At 73.1% G+C, this 17,130-nt stretch carries 23 protein-coding genes and 2 pseudogenes; 16 read left to right on the top strand and 9 right to left on the bottom strand.

Annotated elements, in window-relative coordinates:
• Positions 1–166 precede the first annotated feature (166 nt).
• Positions 167–625, bottom strand: a complete 459-nt coding sequence (locus tag AMY39116_RS45405; protein ID WP_193354352.1) for an XRE family transcriptional regulator — start codon at positions 623–625, stop codon at positions 167–169.
• A 364-nt stretch (positions 626–989) separates the two neighbouring features.
• Here AMY39116_RS45405 and AMY39116_RS0312875 point away from each other — a divergent pair, with 364 nt between their 5' ends.
• The 12 genes from AMY39116_RS0312875 (at position 990) to AMY39116_RS0312820 (ending at position 7,172) form a co-directional block, all read left to right on the top strand.
• Complete coding sequence (locus AMY39116_RS0312875; protein WP_020418068.1) at positions 990–1,571, top strand: hypothetical protein; 582 nt, start codon at positions 990–992, stop codon at positions 1,569–1,571.
• A 5-nt stretch (positions 1,572–1,576) separates the two neighbouring features.
• Positions 1,577–2,599, top strand: coding sequence for an SRPBCC family protein (locus tag AMY39116_RS0312870; protein ID WP_157358529.1), 1,023 nt, complete (start codon positions 1,577–1,579; stop codon positions 2,597–2,599).
• Positions 2,596–2,991 (top strand): gas vesicle protein GvpJ, encoded by a 396-nt coding sequence (gene gvpJ / locus AMY39116_RS0312865; RefSeq protein ID WP_020418066.1) that lies wholly within the window; start codon positions 2,596–2,598, stop codon positions 2,989–2,991. Before AMY39116_RS0312870 ends, gvpJ begins: the two co-directional genes overlap by 4 nt.
• A complete protein-coding gene (locus AMY39116_RS0312860) occupies positions 2,988–3,752 on the top strand; it encodes a GvpL/GvpF family gas vesicle protein (protein WP_020418065.1) in 765 nt (254 codons plus the stop codon). The genes gvpJ and AMY39116_RS0312860 overlap by 4 nt, the downstream gene beginning before the upstream one ends.
• A gap of 3 nt (positions 3,753–3,755) precedes the next feature.
• On the top strand, positions 3,756–4,001 hold the full coding sequence (locus AMY39116_RS0312855; protein WP_020418064.1) for a gas vesicle protein GvpG: 246 nt from the start codon (positions 3,756–3,758) through the stop codon (positions 3,999–4,001).
• A 7-nt stretch (positions 4,002–4,008) separates the two neighbouring features.
• A complete protein-coding gene (locus AMY39116_RS0312850; protein ID WP_039791447.1) occupies positions 4,009–4,311 on the top strand; it encodes a gas vesicle protein in 303 nt (100 codons plus the stop codon).
• Between the two features lies 1 nt (position 4,312).
• Entirely contained in the window at positions 4,313–4,678 is a 366-nt protein-coding gene (locus tag AMY39116_RS0312845) for a gas vesicle protein (RefSeq protein WP_020418062.1), read from the top strand.
• Entirely contained in the window at positions 4,662–5,438 is a 777-nt protein-coding gene (locus AMY39116_RS0312840) for a GvpL/GvpF family gas vesicle protein (protein WP_020418061.1), read from the top strand. The genes AMY39116_RS0312845 and AMY39116_RS0312840 overlap by 17 nt, the downstream gene beginning before the upstream one ends.
• Entirely contained in the window at positions 5,435–5,626 is a 192-nt protein-coding gene (locus tag AMY39116_RS0312835) for a gas vesicle protein (RefSeq protein WP_020418060.1), read from the top strand. The genes AMY39116_RS0312840 and AMY39116_RS0312835 overlap by 4 nt, the downstream gene beginning before the upstream one ends.
• On the top strand, positions 5,619–5,909 hold the full coding sequence (locus tag AMY39116_RS0312830; RefSeq protein WP_020418059.1) for a gas vesicle protein K: 291 nt from the start codon (positions 5,619–5,621) through the stop codon (positions 5,907–5,909). The genes AMY39116_RS0312835 and AMY39116_RS0312830 overlap by 8 nt, the downstream gene beginning before the upstream one ends.
• Before the next feature lie 65 nt (positions 5,910–5,974).
• Entirely contained in the window at positions 5,975–6,256 is a 282-nt protein-coding gene (locus tag AMY39116_RS0312825; protein ID WP_027935867.1) for a GlsB/YeaQ/YmgE family stress response membrane protein, read from the top strand.
• Between the two features lie 82 nt (positions 6,257–6,338).
• Positions 6,339–7,172, top strand: a complete 834-nt coding sequence (locus AMY39116_RS0312820) for a hypothetical protein (RefSeq protein ID WP_020418058.1) — start codon at positions 6,339–6,341, stop codon at positions 7,170–7,172.
• A gap of 55 nt (positions 7,173–7,227) precedes the next feature.
• Here the strand turns inward: AMY39116_RS0312820 and AMY39116_RS47125 are convergent.
• The 3 genes and pseudogenes from AMY39116_RS47125 to AMY39116_RS47115 form a co-directional block, all read right to left on the bottom strand.
• Positions 7,228–8,055: pseudogene (locus AMY39116_RS47125) on the bottom strand (tannase/feruloyl esterase family alpha/beta hydrolase); the annotation flags it as partial.
• Positions 8,056–8,080: 25 nt separating this feature from the next.
• Positions 8,081–8,314: pseudogene (locus AMY39116_RS48105) on the bottom strand (tannase/feruloyl esterase family alpha/beta hydrolase); the annotation flags it as partial.
• A 174-nt stretch (positions 8,315–8,488) separates the two neighbouring features.
• Entirely contained in the window at positions 8,489–8,863 is a 375-nt protein-coding gene (locus tag AMY39116_RS47115) for a hypothetical protein (protein ID WP_202961417.1), read from the bottom strand.
• 69 nt (positions 8,864–8,932) lie between these two features.
• On the opposite strand from AMY39116_RS47115, the gene AMY39116_RS0312810 reads away from it, so the two are divergent.
• A complete protein-coding gene (locus AMY39116_RS0312810; protein WP_020418056.1) occupies positions 8,933–9,304 on the top strand; it encodes a sporulation protein in 372 nt (123 codons plus the stop codon).
• Positions 9,305–9,325: 21 nt separating this feature from the next.
• Here AMY39116_RS0312810 and AMY39116_RS0312805 read toward each other — a convergent pair whose 3' ends face one another.
• Positions 9,326–10,000 carry a response regulator transcription factor gene (locus AMY39116_RS0312805; protein ID WP_020418055.1) on the bottom strand — a complete coding sequence of 225 codons (675 nt, stop codon included), beginning with the start codon at positions 9,998–10,000 and terminating at the stop codon, positions 9,326–9,328.
• A gap of 186 nt (positions 10,001–10,186) precedes the next feature.
• Between AMY39116_RS0312805 and AMY39116_RS0312800 the strand changes: the two genes are divergently transcribed.
• Positions 10,187–11,011, top strand: a complete 825-nt coding sequence (locus AMY39116_RS0312800; protein ID WP_020418054.1) for a class I SAM-dependent methyltransferase — start codon at positions 10,187–10,189, stop codon at positions 11,009–11,011.
• Positions 11,012–11,014: 3 nt separating this feature from the next.
• Here the strand turns inward: AMY39116_RS0312800 and AMY39116_RS0312795 are convergent, their stop codons facing one another.
• On the bottom strand, positions 11,015–11,545 hold the full coding sequence (locus tag AMY39116_RS0312795) for a TetR/AcrR family transcriptional regulator (protein WP_020418053.1): 531 nt from the start codon (positions 11,543–11,545) through the stop codon (positions 11,015–11,017).
• 89 nt (positions 11,546–11,634) lie between these two features.
• Here AMY39116_RS0312795 and AMY39116_RS0312790 point away from each other — a divergent pair, with 89 nt between their 5' ends.
• Entirely contained in the window at positions 11,635–13,155 is a 1,521-nt protein-coding gene (locus AMY39116_RS0312790) for an MFS transporter (RefSeq protein ID WP_039791460.1), read from the top strand.
• Here the strand turns inward: AMY39116_RS0312790 and AMY39116_RS0312785 are convergent.
• Entirely contained in the window at positions 13,094–14,404 is a 1,311-nt protein-coding gene (locus AMY39116_RS0312785) for a hypothetical protein (RefSeq protein WP_020418051.1), read from the bottom strand. The genes AMY39116_RS0312790 and AMY39116_RS0312785 overlap by 62 nt on opposite strands.
• A 39-nt stretch (positions 14,405–14,443) precedes the next feature.
• Positions 14,444–15,163: an SDR family NAD(P)-dependent oxidoreductase gene (locus AMY39116_RS0312780; protein WP_020418050.1), complete on the bottom strand. Its 720-nt coding sequence runs from the start codon at positions 15,161–15,163 to the stop codon at positions 14,444–14,446.
• Between the two features lie 55 nt (positions 15,164–15,218).
• Between AMY39116_RS0312780 and AMY39116_RS0312775 the strand changes: the two genes are divergently transcribed.
• Positions 15,219–15,761, top strand: a complete 543-nt coding sequence (locus AMY39116_RS0312775; RefSeq protein ID WP_020418049.1) for a MarR family winged helix-turn-helix transcriptional regulator — start codon at positions 15,219–15,221, stop codon at positions 15,759–15,761.
• Here AMY39116_RS0312775 and AMY39116_RS42740 read toward each other — a convergent pair.
• Positions 15,709–17,118, bottom strand: a complete 1,410-nt coding sequence (locus tag AMY39116_RS42740) for an MFS transporter (RefSeq protein ID WP_039791445.1) — start codon at positions 17,116–17,118, stop codon at positions 15,709–15,711. The two genes, AMY39116_RS0312775 and AMY39116_RS42740, sit on opposite strands and share 53 nt — an antisense overlap.
• Between the last annotated feature and the right edge of the window lie 12 nt (positions 17,119–17,130).

The raw sequence follows: 17,130 nt of genomic DNA, 5'->3' as shown, positions 1-17,130 counted from the left end.
CCGGCAACGGCGGCGCGGTCCTGGCCGGCCGCCATGGCTGACGGGCGCTCGGCGCCACCCGGTGGTGGCGGCCCGTGCCGGTAGCGGCAGCTTCCGCGGTGCGCGGCAGCGTCCCTCGGCATGGCGGCGTGTCCTGGCCCGCCGCCACGTCCAACGGGCGCCCGGTCTAAGCGCTGCGCGTGTAGAAGAAGTCCTCTCCACCGCCGGAATCGCCGGTCGTCACCTCGACCGGGCAGCCGAGCACACCGGACAGTTCCGCGCCCAGCCCGGCGATGTCGTCGGCCGTCGCGGCGGGGCGTAGCGCCACCGCCAGGTCGAGTCCGGAGTCCGGGCGGTCCTCGCCGCGGGCGGCGGGGCCCGTCAGCCACGCCCGCGTCACCGGGTAGCGCGCGAGGACCTCGGTGGCGCTTCGCCGCTGGCGCTCCAGGAGCTCGCTCGGGCGCAGCGCGTTCACGAGCTCCGTGGCGAGGTGGAAACCCGCCGCGCGCAGCAGGCGTTCCAGCATCGCGACCGACGGCTGGCGGCGGCCTGCCTCGATCGTCGCCACCGTCGACTGTGGCACGCCCGCCAGACGCGCCAGTTCCCGTTGCGACAGTCGCCGCTGCCCGCGGGCGGCGGAAAGCAACTTCGCCGCGGTTCCGGTGACAGCGGATCCGCTCTCGATTCCCTCGCTATCGGTACTCGTTTCGTCACCCATTTCCGCGCGGAGAATTGTCCCGGCGATTTTCCGGAGTATAGGTCCACCCCGGACACCGATGCCGGAAACTGGCTGTTGAACCGTGTTTTGACGCCCCAGTAGGGAAATGGTGAGTAGATCTTGGACAAAGATCGTGTCGTGGAAATTGTTTTTCGGCCGCCGCTCGCAGTTTTTCCGCCGAGGCCGCGGGGTAGTTCTCGGCCGGTACATCCTGCTCGCCCCGATGAGTTCGGGGGGTGGCGCGTGGGTTGTCGGCAGGACTCGCCAATCGCCGGAGTCAGGAGGACTACGAATGAAGGCAGGATCGCGTGTCGCCCTCGGTGTCGGGCTCGGCTACCTACTGGGCCGCACGAAGAAGATGCGCCTGGCGCTGATGATCGCGGCCGCGGGAGCGACCGGCAAGACCGGCGTCACCCCGGGGAAGCTGCTGCAGAACGGCCTGAGCCAGCTCGGCTCGTCCGCGGAGCTGACGAAACTGACCGACGTCGCCCGCGACCAGCTGCTCAGCGCGGCGAAGGCGGCCGCCGTGACGGCGGCCTCGCAGCGCATCGAGTCGCTCAGCGAGCGCCTCCAGGACGGTGCGAAGCGCCCGTCCGCGGACGAGGGCGCCGAAGAGGAGCCGGAGGACACCGACGAGGAGACCGAGGACCGGGCCGAAGAAGCGCCCGAAGAGGACGAAGAGTCCCAGGAAGAGCCGGAGGAGGAGCCCGAAGAGGAGCCCGCGCCACCCGCGCGCGCCCGCCGCACCGCCACCCGGCGCCGCCGGCCCGAGCCCGAGCCTGAGGACGAGGACGAAGAGCCCGCTCCCACCCGGGCGCGCCGCACCGGCCGGGCGGCCGCCGCCCGCACCCCGGTCCGCCGGGCGCGGAGGTGAGCGCCGTGGCCACCGACCAGATCAGGAAGACTCTCGAGAAGACCACCGACACGGCCTCCGGCGTGGCCGACGCCGCCCCGAAGCCGTCCAGCGAGCTGACCGAAGCGCTGCGCAAACTGGCCGGCGCGGTCACCACCCGCGCGTCGACCTCGCTGGCGAACCGGATCACCTCGACCTCCGGGCGCCTGCAGGACTACGCCTCCGGTGGCGGCGGTGGCGGCCTGATCGAAGCCGTCACCGGCGGCAAGCCCAGCGTCAAGGGCAAGGCGATGATGGGCGCGGTCAAGGGCGGGCTGTCCGGGCTCGCGGACAAGGTGAAGGACGCCGTTTCCGGCGGCGGTGGTGGCGGGGGCGGCAAGCTCAAGGTCACCAACATCGTCGAGCAGGCCGACATCGGCGCCCCGATCGACCTGGTGTACGACCAGTGGACCCGCTTCACCGAGTTCCCGCGCTTCATGAAGAAGGTCGAGAACGTCGACCAGACCAGCGACGAGAAGCTGACCTGGAAGGCGCAGATCTTCTGGTCGCACCGCACGTGGGAGTCCACGATCCTCGAACAGGTCCCCAACGAGCGCATCGTGTGGCGCTCCAAGGGCGAGAAGGGGCACGTCGACGGCGCGGTCACCTTCCACGAGCTGACCCCGGACCTGACCCGCGTCGTGCTGGTGCTGGAGTACCACCCGCAGGGCCTGTTCGAGCGCACCGGCAACATCTGGCGGGCCCAGGGGCGGCGCGCGCGGCTGGAGCTCAAGCACTTCCAGCGGCACGTGATGACCGAAGCGATCCTGCACCCGGACGAGGTGGAGGGCTGGCGCGGCGAGATCCACGACGGCCAGGTCCAGGACAGCGACGAGGAACCGGAGGAGGAACCCGAGGAGCCGGAGCCCGACGAGGCCGAGGCGCCCGACGAGGAAGAACCGGACGAGGAAGAACCCGAAGACGAAGAGCCCGAAGAAGAGGCCGAGGAACCGCCGGCGCGCCGGACACGCGCCCGGGCGTCGGCGGGCAGAGGACGGAGCAGGCGATGACGACAGCGGTTCAGCCGTCGGGCGGCGGCGGGGGCCTGGACCGGCCCACCTCCAGCAGCCTCGCGGACGTGATCGACACGATCCTGGACAAGGGACTCGTCCTGGACGCCTACGTGCGCGTGTCGCTGGTCGGGATCGAACTGCTGACCATCGACGCCCGGGTCGTCATCGCGAGCGTGGACACCTACCTGCGGTTCGCCGAGGCGGTGAACCGGCTGGACATCTCCGACACCGAGCAGAAGGGCCTGCCGGACCTGCTGGAGGACGTGACCTCCGGCGGCTCGAAGGCGAAGACCCGGGGAGCGCTGGAAGCCGCGGGCGAGAAGCTGCAGGACCTCCTCGGCGGCGACGAGGAGCCGGAGCGCGCCCGCCGGAAGGGCGGTGGGCGATGAGCGAGGAGCGGGAGACGGTGGTCTACGTGTACGGCATCGTGCCGTCCGACGTCGAGACCGATCCGGAGGCCCGTGGCGTCGGCGACCCGCCTGCCGAGGTCCGCGCGGTCAAGCACGACCGGATCGCCGCGCTGGTGAGCGAGGTTCCGCGGGACAAGCCGCTCGGGCGGCCGGAGGACCTCACCGCGCACGCGGCGCTGCTCGACGCGGCCGCCGCCGAGGTGCCGGTGCTGCCGTTGCGCTTCGGCGCCGTGGTCACCGACGAGGACGCCGTGCGCACGGAACTGCTCGAAGCCAACCAGGACGACTTCGTCGCGGCACTGGACGAGCTGGAGGGCAAGGCGCAGTACGTCGTGAAGGCGCGCTACGTGGAGGAGACCATCCTGCGCGAGATCCTCGAGTCCGACGAGAAGCTCGCCCAGTTGCGGGAGGCGATCCGCGGGAAGTCCGAGGACGCCACGCGCAACGAGCGGATCGCGCTGGGTGAGGGGATCGGCAACGCGATCGCCGCCCGGCGCGAGGCCGACACGAAGCGGGTCGCCGACGCGCTCGCCGAGATCGGCGCCCAGGTCGCCCCGCGCGAGCCGACGCACGAAGAGGACGCGGTGCACCTCGCGTGCCTCGTCGAGACGGCGAAGCAGTCCGATCTGGAGGAAGCCGTCGACCGCGTCGCGCGGGACTGGTCGGGCCGCGCCGAGGTGCGCCTGCTGGGCCCGCTCGCGGCGTACGACTTCGTCGTGACACAACGGCCGGAGGCGTAGCGCATGGGCCTGCTGTCCGGGATCCTCGGCCTCCCGCTGCTGCCGGTGCGCGGCGTGATCCAGCTCGGCGAGCTGATCCAGCGCCGGGTCAACGAGGAACTCGCCGCGCCCGCGTCGATCCGCCGTGAACTCGAAGCGGCGGAGGAGAAGCGCGCGGCGGGGGAGATCTCGGCGGAGGAGGAGGCCGAGGTCCAGCAGCAGGTCCTGCGGCGGCTGGACGTGACGGAGACCGACGAGAAGGAGAGGTGACCGCCAAGTGGCTGCACGCGATGAGGCCGGCGGAGACGGCGTGCTGTCCGCGCCGGAAGCGGCGTCGCGGGCGCTCGCCCACGCCGGCGAGCTGATCAGCCGGAACCCGGTGTCGGTCACCTCGGTCGAACCCACCGACGACGGCTGGCTCGTCGAGCTCGAAGTGCTGGAGGACCGGCGGATCCCGTCCTCGGCCGACATGCTCGCCCTGTACGAGCTGGAACTCGGCGCCGACGGGGAGCTGCTCGCCTACCGGCGCACCAAGCGGTACGTCCGCGGCCGGGCCGACAGCGGAAGCGGGGTGTCCTGACATGGCCGCCGGGCAGCCGGCCACCACCCCCGGCGGAGGCGGGTCGCCCGCGCTGGGCAACCACCAGCCCGCCAACCTGGGGGACATCCTGGAGAGAGTGCTCGACAAGGGGCTGGTGATCGCCGGGGACATCCGGGTCAACCTGCTCGACATCGAACTGCTGACCATCAAGCTGCGCCTGGTGATCGCGTCGCTGGAGACCGCGCGGGAGGTCGGGATCAACTGGTGGGAAAGCGATCCCTGGCTCTCCGGCGACACCACGCGGCTGCAGCGGGAGAACCGCGAGCTGCGTGCCCGCGTCGAGGAGCTGGAGGGCGCGGGCGACCACGCCGTGATCGAGGACCGGCACGGTGACCGAGGTGCTTGAGGACAGCGGGATCTGGCTCTACGCCGTGGCCCGGCGGGAGAACGCCGGTGCGGCGGGCGAACTGCGCGGCGTCGCCGGGGAGGCCCTGCGCGCAGTGGAGGCCGGCGAGCTGGCGGCCGTCGTCGGCGACGTGCCACTGGAGACGTTCGGCGAGGAGGCCCTGCACCGCAACCTGGAGGACCTGGACTGGCTCGGCGCCGTGGCCCGCGCGCACGACGCCGTGGTCGGCGCCCTCGCCGGCGCCGGTCCGGTCGTGCCGGTGCGGCTGGCCACGGTGTACCGCGACGAGCACGGCGTGCGCCGCGTCCTCGAACACCGCGGGCACGAGCTGGCGCGCACCCTGGATCGTGTGGCCGGGCGGACCGAGTGGGGCGTCAAGGTCTTCCTCGAGGAGCCGCCGCCGGCCGGGCGTGCGGAGACGCCGTCCCGCCGGGGGGCCGGGACGGCGTACCTCGCCCGGCGCCGCGCCGAACGCGACGCGCGCGCGGACGCCGAACGGCTCGCACGCGAACAGGCCGCGAAGGTCCACTCCAGACTCGCGGCGCTGGCCGCCGGCGCGCGCCTGCACCCGTTGCAGAGCAAGGCGTTGTCCGGTGACGACCAGCAGATGGTGCTCAACGCCGCCTACCTCGTCGGCGACGACGACGCGCGTGCCTTCGCCGAGGCGGTGGCGGCCTGCGACGACGACAGCCCGGCGATCCGGGTCCAGCTCACCGGGCCGTGGCCGCCGTACTCGTTCTCGTCCTTGGAGGAAACATGACCGAACCGCTTCCCGCGCCCGTCGCCGACCAGCCCGTGGCGCTGGTCGACCTCCTCGACCGGGTCCTCGCCGGCGGGGTCGTCGTGACGGGTGAGATCACCCTGTCCATCGCCGACGTCGACCTCGTGCACATCTCGCTGCGGACGCTGCTGTCCTCGGTGAGCGCACTGCAGCCCGCCGATGACTGACCCCGCGAAGCGCCGCATCGACACCGATCCGGACAGCGTCGAGCGCGGTCTGGCCAGTCTCGTGCTGACCGTGGTGGAACTGCTGCGGCAACTGATGGAAAAGCAGGCGCTGCGACGGGTGGACCGCGGCGACCTCACCGACGAGCAGGTCGAGGCGATCGGGCTGACGCTCATGCGGCTGGACGAGCGCATGGCGGAACTGTGCGAGCATTTCGGCGTGTCCCCGGAGGAATTGAACATCGATCTCGGCCCGCTCGGCCCGTTGCTGGCGGATCGGCGGTGATGTGAAATAGGTTTCATCGGGAATTGTCCGGGAATCCGGAACCATCGCCGAACAATGGAGTTGCGATGGCTATATCCGGAATCATCAGTGCCTTGGTCGTGGGGCTGGTCATCGGTGTTCTCGGCCGGCTGCTCGCGCCCGGCAAGCAGAACATCCCGATCTGGCTGACCATCGTCGTCGGTATCGTCGCGGCCTTCGCAGGCACCGCGATCGCCCGGGGTGTCGGGTACGCCGACACCGACGGTATCGACTGGCTCGAAGTGCTGACCCAGCTGGTGCTCGCCGTCCTCGGGGTCTCGCTGGCCACCGCCCTGCGGGGCGGCCGCCGGCGCAAGCTCATGCACTGACCCCCTTCCCGGCCCGGCCCGGTCCGGACACCGTTTCCGGCCCGGGCCGGGCGCCCGGTCCCCTCATTCACGGATGTGAAAGATGAACGTCACCCAATTCTGGAACGACGCGGTCGGGAAAGTGATCACTTTCCTGCCGAAGTTCGCGGTGTTCCTCGTCGTGCTGATCGTCGGCTGGCTGGTCGCGAAAGCGTTGCGCAAGGTCGTCAAAGTCGTGCTCGAACGGGTCGGTTTCGACCGGGCGGTGGAGCGCGGCGGAATCAAGCGTGCGCTGGAACAGTCCCGGTACGACGCGAGCGGGCTGCTGGCCGCGCTCGTGTACTACGCGGTCCTGCTGATCGCCCTGCAGCTGGCGTTCGGCGTGTTCGGGCCGAACCCGGTCAGCGCCATCCTGGCGGCGATCGTGGCCTGGCTGCCGCGCGCCATCGTCGCCATCGTCATCGTGATCGTCGCCGCGGCCGTCGGCAGCGCGCTGCACGACCTGATCCGCGGCGCGATGGGCGGGCTCAGCTACGGTCCGCTGGTCGCGAAGGTGGTGCAGGTCGTGGTGATCGCCTTCGGTGTCATCGCGGCGCTGAACCAGATCGGCGTGGCCACCACGGTCACCGGGCCGGTGCTGATCGCGCTGCTCGCGACCGTCGGCGGTGTGCTGGTCGTCGGCGCGGGCGGTGGCCTGATGCGGCCGATGCAGCAGCGCTGGGACCGCTGGCTCAACCGGGCCGAGGAGGAGATCCCGTCGGCCCGCACCAGGGCCGAGGCCTACCGGCGCGGCCGCGAGGACGCGGAACGGGAAGCCGGCGCGGGCGCCCCGCGGCACGCGGCCGAAACCGCCACGATGCCGCAGGAGCGGACCGCGGCGATGCCGCCGTCGTCGCAGGGCAGCGCGACGATGCCGCAGGACCGGCCCCCGGCCTGACGCGCTGAGCCGAACGGGGCGCCGCGGCTCGCGGCGCCCCGTTCTCTTGCCGTTCTCAGCGGATTTTCCGCGTCAGCCAGGTCTCCTCCGGACGGCAGGTGAGCGTGGTGCCGGCCGCCGCGCACCAGGACTGGTACCCGTGGGAGTAGAGCCGCTGTCCGACCCAGCGGTAGTCCCCCGGCGCGGCACGGGGTGTGGACGGGACGAAGTTGGCCGCGTCGTCGGCGTTGCCGGTGCCGTCGTAGCGAGCGACCACCGGGTACGGGAACACCGGGCGGGTGCGGGTGGTCGCGCCGCCCGCGACTGTGGAGGCGACGATCCGGCCCGGCTGCCTGCCGCTTTCCACCCAGGCCATCACCGGGGTCAGGACGTCGGCGGTGCCGAGCCCGTCGCCGCCACCGCAGTGCGCCATGCCGGGGAACAGGTACAGGCGGGCGAACCCGTCCACCGCGCGCTCGCCCATGGTCCGCCGCATCGCGTCCCAGTAGGCCAATGTGGACTGTGGTGCGATGTGCTGGTCGTTCCAGCCGTGCCAGAGCAGCAGCTTGCCGCCGCCGCGGCGGAAGGCGGACAGGTCCGGGTCCATCGCGGCGAGGTAGCTCGACGACTGGATGGTCCGCCAGAACGAATCCACGGTGAACTGCAGGTCCGTCACCCGGAAGTCCGGGTCTTGCGCGTCCGGGAAGGCGAGGTAGCGCAGGTAGGACTCGGCGAACGTGGCGCTGGCCGGGATCTGCTGCGGGGTGGCCGGGACGAACAGCGTCCACTCCAGCTCCGAGCCCCACTCGTGGGCGATCGCCGGTTCCAGGCGGCGGCCCTGCGCGTCGGCGGCCCCGTCGTGCAGTTTGCGCACCACGGCCGCTTCGGCGGGGGAGAGACAGGTCGTGGAGTCCTGCCCGGATCAGTGGGAGTTTGCCCGCGAAGAGGATGAAGCCGCCGTCGGCGTCGAGGTTGGCCACGACGTTCCACGCGTGGTGGAAGGTGTTCTGCACGGCCATGTTGCCGGCCGGGGCGCCCGCGGCGATGCCGTCGAAGTCGCCGGGGTAGCGCTGGGCCGCCATGAGCGCTTCGCGGCCGCCGTCGGAGCAGCCGGTGAAGTACGAGTAGGCGGGCCCGCGGCCGTAGAACCGGGCGATGATCGCCTTGGCGACCTTCGGCGGTGACGTGCACGCCGCGGTAGGCGAAGTCGATCTGGGCCTGCGGGTTGTCCAGCGCCCACGATCCGTCGTCGCGGCCCTGGTGCCCCATGTCGGTGGTGGCGCTGGCGACGGTGCCGTCCCGGACCGGCGGGCAGGTGGCGGCCTGGCCGTAGTCGATCACCGCGCTGCCGCACAGGCCGCGCTGCCGCACAGGCCGCCGCACCCGGTCTGCACGTACCGCTGGGTCCAGCCGTGCACCGGGAGTCGCAGGACGACGGTGTTCGCCGGCGCGACGGTGCCGCGGACCTCGCAGTACGGCGCGGCACCGGGCACAACCCTCGCGGACTGGATGGTCACCGGAGCGTCGGTGACGCCCGTGAGGTCGAGGCCGGGCACGTCGGCGCAGTCCATCGCGGGCGCGACGGCGGGCAGGTTCGCGAGCCCGTCGGCGGTGACGCGCTGGGCCGCGGCGCCCGGCGCGGGTAGCACGATCGCCGCGACGAGCAGACAGGCGGTGGCGGCGAGACGGCGGAGGGGCCTGGTGAGGACCATCGGCACTTCCCGGTGCGGCCGCGGGTGCACCACGATGCCTTCATCCCACAGGTCTCCAGGAGGGTCGCGATGAAGATCGACGAGCTGATCGAGAAGGCGAAGAGCTCGGCCGGTGCGAAGCTCGTGTACACCGAGCCCTACGAGAAGGACGGCATCACGGTGATCGCGGCGGCGAGCGTCGCCAGCGGGGCGGGCGGCGGTGACGGCGTCGACAAGGAGGGGCAGCACGGCGAGGGCGGCGGGTTCGGGGTGACCGCCAGGCCGACCGGCGCCTACGTCATCAAGGACGGCACGCTGCGGTGGGAGCCGGCCATCGACGTCAACCGGCTGGTCGGTGTCGTCGGCGCGGTCGTGGTGGCCGTGTTGCTCTTCAGCTCGCGCATCGCGAAGGTGCACGCCCGCCGGGCGATCGCGCGGGCCGCCGCGGTGCCCGCGCCCTGACCGCAGTTCGGTGCGGTGCCGTCAGCGCACCACGGGCGTCCGGGGCCGGGGCGCGTCCGCGTGCTCCCGGTTCTGGAGCCTGGCCGCGAGGACCGCGGCCTGGGTGCGGCGTTCCAGCCCGAGCTTGGCCAGCAGCCGGGAGACGTAGTTCTTGATGGTCTTCTCGGCGAGGAACATCCGCTGGGCGATCTGGGCGTTGGTGAGCCCTTCGCCGATGAGGTCGAGCAGGGTGCGCTCCCGGGCGGTGAGCCCGGCCAGCGGCCCGTCGCCGGCGGCGTTCGCGCGCAGTTTCGCCATCAGGGTCGAGGCGGCACGCGTGTCGAGCAGGGAGCGGCCGGACCCGACCTCGCGCACGGCCGAAACCAGGTGCAGCCCGGCGATGTCCTTGATGGCGTAGCCGCCCGCGCCGGCGAGGAGGGCGTTGAGCATGGCCTCCTCGTCGGTGTAGGAGGTCAGGATGAGGACGTTGAGCTCGGGGATCCGGGACCGCAGTTCACGGCACAGCTCGATGCCGTTGCCGTCGGGCAGGCGCACGTCGAGCACCGCGACGTCGGGCTTGAGCGCCTGGATCCGGGCCATGGCCTGCGCGGCGGTGGCCGCCTCGCCGACGACCTCCAGCCCCGGGTCGGTGCCGAGCAGCTCGGCGACGCCACGGCGGACGACCTCGTGGTCGTCGACCAGGAACACGGTGATCACGGCAGGACCCTTTCGCAGGTGACCTCCTCAACCTAGAGCCCACCGGACGCCGGGCGGCGCGGCGGAAGTCACCTCCGGCAGGGACCAAGGTCACTTTCGGGACTCACCACCCGCCCCGGCGCGTTCCCGGCAGTTGTTAACGGGTCGTTTTCCCCGGTCCGCCCGCAGCGCCGCCAGACTGGGCGGATGAGCACCGGAACCGGCTACGTGCTGGGGCACCACGATCCCGAGGTCGAGCGGCTCCTGCTGCAGGGGCGCCTCTACCGCGGCCACACCGAGCACGCCTTGCGCCAGGCCGGGCTCGAACCCGGCATGCGCGTCCTCGACGTCGGCTGCGGCCCGGGCGACGTGTCGATCGCCGCGGCGCACCTGGTCGGGCCGGCGGGATCGGTGACCGGTGTCGACGCGCAGGCCTCGATCCTCGACCTCGCGGCGCTGCGGGCCGCCGAGGCCGGGCTGTCGAACGTCACGTTCCGCCACGCCGCGGTCGAGGAGCTCGACGCGCCCCGGCCGTTCGACGCGGTCATCGGCCGCCTGATCCTCATGCACCTGCCGGACCCGGTCGCCGCGCTGCGCCGGCTGGTGGGACTGGTCCGGCCGGGCGGTCTGGTGTCCTTCCAGGACTTCGAGGTCAGCGGCGCCCGCAGCGCCCCGGCGGTCCCGCTGTTCGAGCGGGTGCGGGACGTCATCGTGCAGGCGTTCCGGGGTGCGGGCGCGACCACCGAGACGGGCACCGCGCTGCCGGGGATCTTCCACGCGGCTGGCCTGCCCATGCCCGCCTTGACGATGGGCGCGTGCCTCGGCCCACTGTCCGATCCGGACATCCTGGGCTTCGTGATGGGCGTGTGGCGCGCCTTGTCGCCGGTGGCCGTCCAACTCGGACTGGACGTCGGCGACCTCGCCGACCTCGACCGCCTGCCCGCCCGGCTGGTCGCCGAGGCGGCGGAAGCGGGCGCGATCGCGATCCTGCCGCCGCTGGTCAGCGCCTGGGCGCGGGTGCCTGCCGGCTGAGCCTCAGGACAGGCCGAGCCGGCGCAGGGCCTCCGGCAGCCGGTCGAGCAACGGTTGCGGCGGCTGCCCGCCGAGGGTGGCGCGCAGGTACAGCCCGTCGCCCAGCAGTCCCACGATCTCGGCGGTGAGCGGATCGTCCACGTGCCCGGCCAGCAGCTCCGCCCACAGCCGGCCGCACTCGTTCATCGCTTCGGTGACCTTCGGCTCGCTGCCCAACAGCCGCAGCGCGGCGATCGAGGCGCGGTGCGCCGGCTTGGTCATGTCCGCGTCGGTCACCGAGGAGAGCAGGTAGTAGCGCACCACGCCTTCGGGAGCCGTGCGCGCGTACTCGACGTCCGCGGCCGTCAGCCGCAGCAGCCGGTCGAGGAGGCCGTCGAGCAGGGCTTCCTTCGACCCGAAGTGGTAGAGCAGCCCGCCCTTGGACACCTTCGCGCGCGCGGCGACGGCGTCGAGGGTGACCGCGGCCGAGCCGCTCTCGATGAGGATGTCCTGGTAGGCGTCGAGGATCTGTTCCCGCGCGGAGGGGCGTCCCATGGCCCTTGACTATACCGTCCGGACGGTTTAGTTTCGATTCAGGGGCAAACTGTACCGTCCAGACTGTTCAGAAAAGGATCGTGATCGTGATGGCCGGGGGACGCCGGGACTGGGCCGCACTGGGTGTGCTGGTCCTGCCCGTGCTGCTGATCAGCGTCGACATGACCGTGCTCGGTTTCGCGCTGCCGTACCTCAGCGAGGACCTCGGCCCGACCGGCGCCCAGCAGCTGTGGATCGTCGACATCTACTCGTTCGTGCTCGGCGGGCTGCTGGTGCTCATGGGCACGCTGGGGGACCGGATCGGGCGGCGCAAGCTGCTGCTGTCCGGCGCCGTCGCGTTCGGCGTCGCGTCCGTGGCCGCGGCGTTCGCGACCAGCCCGGGCATGCTCATCGCGGCGCGGGCGCTGCTCGGCGTCGGCGGGGCGACCCTGATGCCCTCGACGCTGGCGCTGATCCGCTCCATCTTCACCGACCCGGCGCGGCGCCGGACCGCGATCGCGGTGTGGGGCGCCGGGTTCTCCGGCGGGATGGCGCTCGGCCCGGTGCTGGGCGGCTGGCTGCTGGAGCACTTCTGGTGGGGCTCGGTGTTCCTGATCAACGTGCCGGTGATGGTGGTGCTGCTCGTCGCGGGGCCGCTCCTGCTGCCGGAGGCGCGCGACCCGCGACCGGGCCGCTTCGACCCGCTGTCCGCCGTGCTGTCGCTGGCCGCGGTGCTGCCCGTGGTGTACGGCATCAAGCGGTTCGCCGAGCACGGCGCCGATCCGCTCGCGGCCGTGAGCGTGCTGATCGGCGCGGCGTTCGCGGTGGTGTTCGTGCGGCGTCAGCGCGCGCTGCCGGACCCGATGCTGGACCTGGCGCTGTTCCGGGACCGCCGGTTCAGCGCGTCGGTGCTGACCAACATGCTCGGCGTGTTCGCGCTCGTCGGGTTGCTGTTCCTGGTGCCGCAATACCTCCAGCTGGTGCTGGGGCTGCGGCCGATGACGGCGGCGCTGTGGCTGCTGCCGACGACGGTGGCCGGGATCGCGGGCTCGTTCGCCGCCGCCCGGCTCGCCCGGCGCGTTCCGGTCCCGCGGCTGATCGCCGGCGGGCTGCTGGCCGCGGCGGCGGGGTTCGCGGCGCTGGTCGCACTGGGAGTCCATGGTGGACTGGCGATCCTGGTGGCCGGGATGTCGCTGGTCGGGTTCGGGGTGGCGCTGTCCGAGACGCTCACCAACGACCTGATCATCACCGCGGCGCCGCCGTCCCGCGCCGGCGCGGCGTCGGCGATCTCGGAGACCGGGTTCGAGCTGGGCGGCGCGCTCGGCACGGCGGTGCTGGGCAGCATCGCGGCGGCGGCCTACCGGGCCGGCGTGCCGGGCGACGCGGGGGAGACGGCGCGCGAAACCCTCGGCGGCGCGGTCGCCACGGCCGCCGGGCTGCCGCCCGCGCAGGCCGAGGCCCTGCTGGCCGCGGCCAGGGCGGCGTTCGTGCACGGCCTGCAGGTGAGCGCCGTGGCCGGGGCCGCGCTGCTCGCCTACACCGGGGTGCAGGCGCTGGTCCTGCTGCGGTCTAGAGGAACAGGCGCAGCACCCGCGCACGAGCCTCGCCGAGCAGTGGCTCCGCGCGGCTGACGAGGTCACGCAGTTCGGCGGCCCGCTCGCCGCGCGGGGCGGTGTAGGTGGTCGCGGATCCGTGGGCGAACCAGTTGCTCAGGTCGGTGCGAGCGGTTTCCCGGAGCGGCTCGTCCGGGCCCAGCAGCAGGCGCAGGTCGAGGGCGAGACGGGTCCAGGTGTCGCGAGCGGACAGCAACTGGAACGCGTTGCGCCTGCGGTGCGCTGGCTGGCCGGGATCGAGCATGCTGTGCAACGCCGCCTCGTCGATCTCGGCGGCGCACCCGCGCAGCGCGAGCGCCACCTGCCGGGCGACGCGCGGGGACGGATCGGACAGCAACGGCGCCAGGCGGGCGGCCGGGACCACTCGCAGCCGCCGCAACGCACGGACGGTTTCGGCGCGCACCTTGGGCCGGGGATCCGCGAGCAGCGGCAGGAGCAGCGCCCCGTCGGCTTCGGTTCCGGTCTCGCCGAGGCCCGCGACCGCACCCGGGCTCGCCGCCGTGGCCACCAGCTCGCGATAGTGCGGCGCCGGGTCCTCGCCCGCGCGGCGCAGGACGAACTGCGCGTACGCGCGGACCAGCGAAGCGGGGTCGGCCAGTGCCGGCCGCGCGTCGGCGGGGTCGCGGATCGCCTGGGCGCGCAGGGCGGCCGTGCCGCTGCCGCGGAGCAGGCGCAGCACCTCGGGGTCGGTGCTGCCGGCCAAGGCCTGCGCGCAGGTGAGCCGGATCTTCAGGTCCGCGTCCCGCAGTCCGGCCGTCAGCTCGCCGACGTCGGCGCGCCCCGAGGCGTAGACGGCCCGGCGGGTGAGCACGTCGGGGGAGGCGAGCGCGGCCGAGCGGACTTCGGGCGTCCGCAGCATGCCTTCGAGCGTCACGGCCAGCCACTCGCCCTGCACGCGTGGCCGCAGCAGGCACGCGAACGGGAACAGGTCCACCGCGGTCATCGGATCCCGGAAGAGGTGGCGCAGGCACTCCCGCCGGGCGCGCTCGCGCACCTGCGGCACCCAGTCCGCCGCGCGGATCGCGAGCACCGGCAGGGCGATCCGCTCGTCGAGGCGCGTCAGCGCGGCTTCACGGAGGCGGCCGTCCCGGCCGAGCGCCCGTGCCAGGACGCCGCGGTGCCCCTGCGGGTGGCGCCGCGCGCCGTCGTCGACGGCGAGCCACAGGCGCGGGCTCGCCCCCGCCATCGCCGCGACCTCGGCGTCGGCGTCCCGCGCGGCACGCACCGCCGCGAGTCGCTCCGCCACCTCGTCCTGGTTGATCCGCACCCGGCGATCGTCGCGGGTGCGGGCCCGTCAGCCAACCGGTTATCGCGTGGTGTGGGCTCCGCCGTTGACGTGCAGGGTCTGTCCGGTGATGTGGCGGGCGCCCTCGGAGGCCAGGAAGAACGTCGTCGCGGCGACGTCGTCCGGGTGGCCCGCCCGGCCGTTGTGCGTGGCGGCGATCAGCGCGCTGCGCCGGTCCTCGCTGAGTTTTCCGTGGAAGAAACCGGTTTCCGCGATGTAGCCGGGCGCGATCAGGTTGGCCGTCACGCCCTTCGGCCCGACCTCCGACGACAGCCCGGCCGTCCACGCCGCCAGCGCCGCCTTCGCCGCGCCGTAGGAGGACGCCGCGTACTCCGCGCCGATCGAGCCGATGTTGATGATCGAACCGCCCGGGCGCAGCCGGTCCCGCACCGCGGTCGTGGTGAGCACGGCGCTGAGCAGGTTGGCGTCCAGGTTCGCCCGCCACGCGCGCAGCACCTCGCCGAGGCCCTCGCCGGCGGGCGCGGTGAGGTCGGTGTTGCCGCCGGCCATGTTGACCAGCACGTCCAGCTCCGGCCCGAGCTCCTCGGCCATCCGCGCCACCTGCTCCGGATCGGTGGCGTCGCAGGTGATGGCCCGCGCGCCGATCTCGGCCGCGGCGGCGGCGAGCCGTTCGCCGTTGCGGCCGGTGACGACCACGGTGTCCCCGGCCGCGCGGAACCGGGCGGCGACCGCCCTGCCGATGCCGTTCCCGCCGCCGGTGACCAGCACGATCCGACCCACTGAGCATCTCCTCTCTGCTATGTTTAGCTCTAAACGTAGCGGAGGGAGGCAGGCCGTGTCGAACGACCCCGGCGCCGACGGCTACCCGATGGCGTCGATCCTGCGGTGGCCCGCGCACGACATCGCCGAGTCGTGGCGGCGCGAGCTGCCCGGCGTGCGCACGGAGTCCATCGAGATCATCACGCCGGTGTGGCGGGTGGCGAAACTCCTCGCCGACGACCGGCGGCGCACCCTGGCCGAACTCGGCGTCGATCCGTCCACACTGGACCTGCTGAGCGTGATCCGCCGGGCGGGGCCGCCGTACGAGCTGACCACCCGCGAGATCACCCGGCGCACGCTGGTCACTCCCGGCGCGGTGTCCCAGCGCGTGGCCCGCGCCGAACGGGCCGGGCTCGTCGAACGGGCCCCTTCGTCGGCGTCGCGCCGCGCGGTCGCCGTCCGGCTCACCGACGCCGGGCACCACCTCGTCGAGACGACCGTGCGCCGGCTGCTCGAACACGAGGCGGATCTGGTCGGCGGGCTCGCCCCGGACGAACGCCAAGCCCTCACCGGCCTGCTCGCCCGGCTGGAGCGGACCCTCGCGCCGGAACCAGGGTGAGCGCGATCAGCACGGCGACGGTCAGGAGCGCGGCGCCCAGCGCGAGGCCGAACGCGTACCCGTCAACGGAACTGCCGACCGTGCCGGATCTGCTGTGCGCGGCGGTGCCGAGTGCGGCGAGCCCGAGTGACGCCCCGATCTGGCGTGAGCTGGTGAGCAGACCGGAGGCCGTGCCCGCCTCGCCCGGCGCGACGCCGCCCGTGGCCACCGACACCACCGGCCCGAGGCACAGTCCGAAGCCGACACTGGTCACGATCGACGGGCCGAGGACGTCGGTCAGGAACGACCCGTCGGCGCTCAGGGAGCCGAACCAGGCGAACCCCGCCGCGGTCAGCACCCCGCCGCCGATCATCAGCGTGCGCGGGGCGAACCGGTGGCCGAGCTTGACGGCCACCACCGACCCGGCGACCACCCCGAGCGCGAATGGCAGGAACTGGACGCCCGCCAGTGCGGGCCCGGTTCCGAGCACCTGCTGCAGGTAGAGCGACACGAAGTAGAACGCCGACGCCATCGCCGCGCCGAGGAGCAGGTTGTAGAGGTTCGCCCCGGCGACCGCCCGGTCGGCCAGCAAGCCCAGGCGCACCAGCGGATCGCGCGCCGTCGTCCGTTCGATGTGGACGAACGCGGCCAGCAGCGCGACGGCGATCGCCAGCGTGGCGAGCGTGACCGGCGAGGCCCACCCGTGCTGGTCGGTGCGCACGACGCCGAACACGAGCGTGGTCATGCCCGCGGTGGCCAGGACGGCGCCCAGCACGTCCGGCCTGCCGGTGCGGACCGGCTTGTCGGCGTTGACGCCGCGTCGCGCCAGCACCGCCGCGACGGCGGCCATCGGCGCGCTGACGAACATCACCCACCGCCAGCCCGCGTACTCGGTCAGGACGCCGCCGATGAGCACGCCCAGGGCGCCTCCGGCGGCGTTCATCGCGCTCCACACGCCGAAGGCGCGCACCCGCTCCGGTCCGGCGGGGAAGGTCGCGGTCAGCAGCGCCAGCGCGGCCGGGGCGGCCGCCGCCGCGCCGATGCCCTGCGCGGCGCGTGCCGCGACCAGCTGTCCGGGGTCCTGCGCGAAACCGCCGGCCAGGGAGGCGATCCCGAACACGGCGAGCCCGGCCAGCAGGACCCGCCTGCGGCCGTGTCGGTCGGCGAGCTTGCCGCCGAGCAGGAGCAGTCCGCCGAAGGTGAGCGCGTAGGCGTGGATCACCCAGGTCAGGCCGACCGCGGTGAACCCGAGCGCCGCCGCGATCCGCGGCAGCCCGACGTTGACCACCGACAGGTCCAGCGACACCGTGAACTGCACGACGGCCACCGCGGCGAGGGTGAGCCCCGCGCGCACAGCAGGCGGCTCCGTTGTGGTCATGCCTCGCTCCTC

The organism is Amycolatopsis sp. ATCC 39116 (genome assembly GCF_000231075.2).
Classification (GTDB): Bacteria; Actinomycetota; Actinomycetes; order Mycobacteriales; family Pseudonocardiaceae; genus Amycolatopsis_E; species Amycolatopsis_E tucumanensis.
Note: the sequence above shows the minus strand (reverse complement) of the source record. Positions and strands in the feature narration are given on the sequence as shown.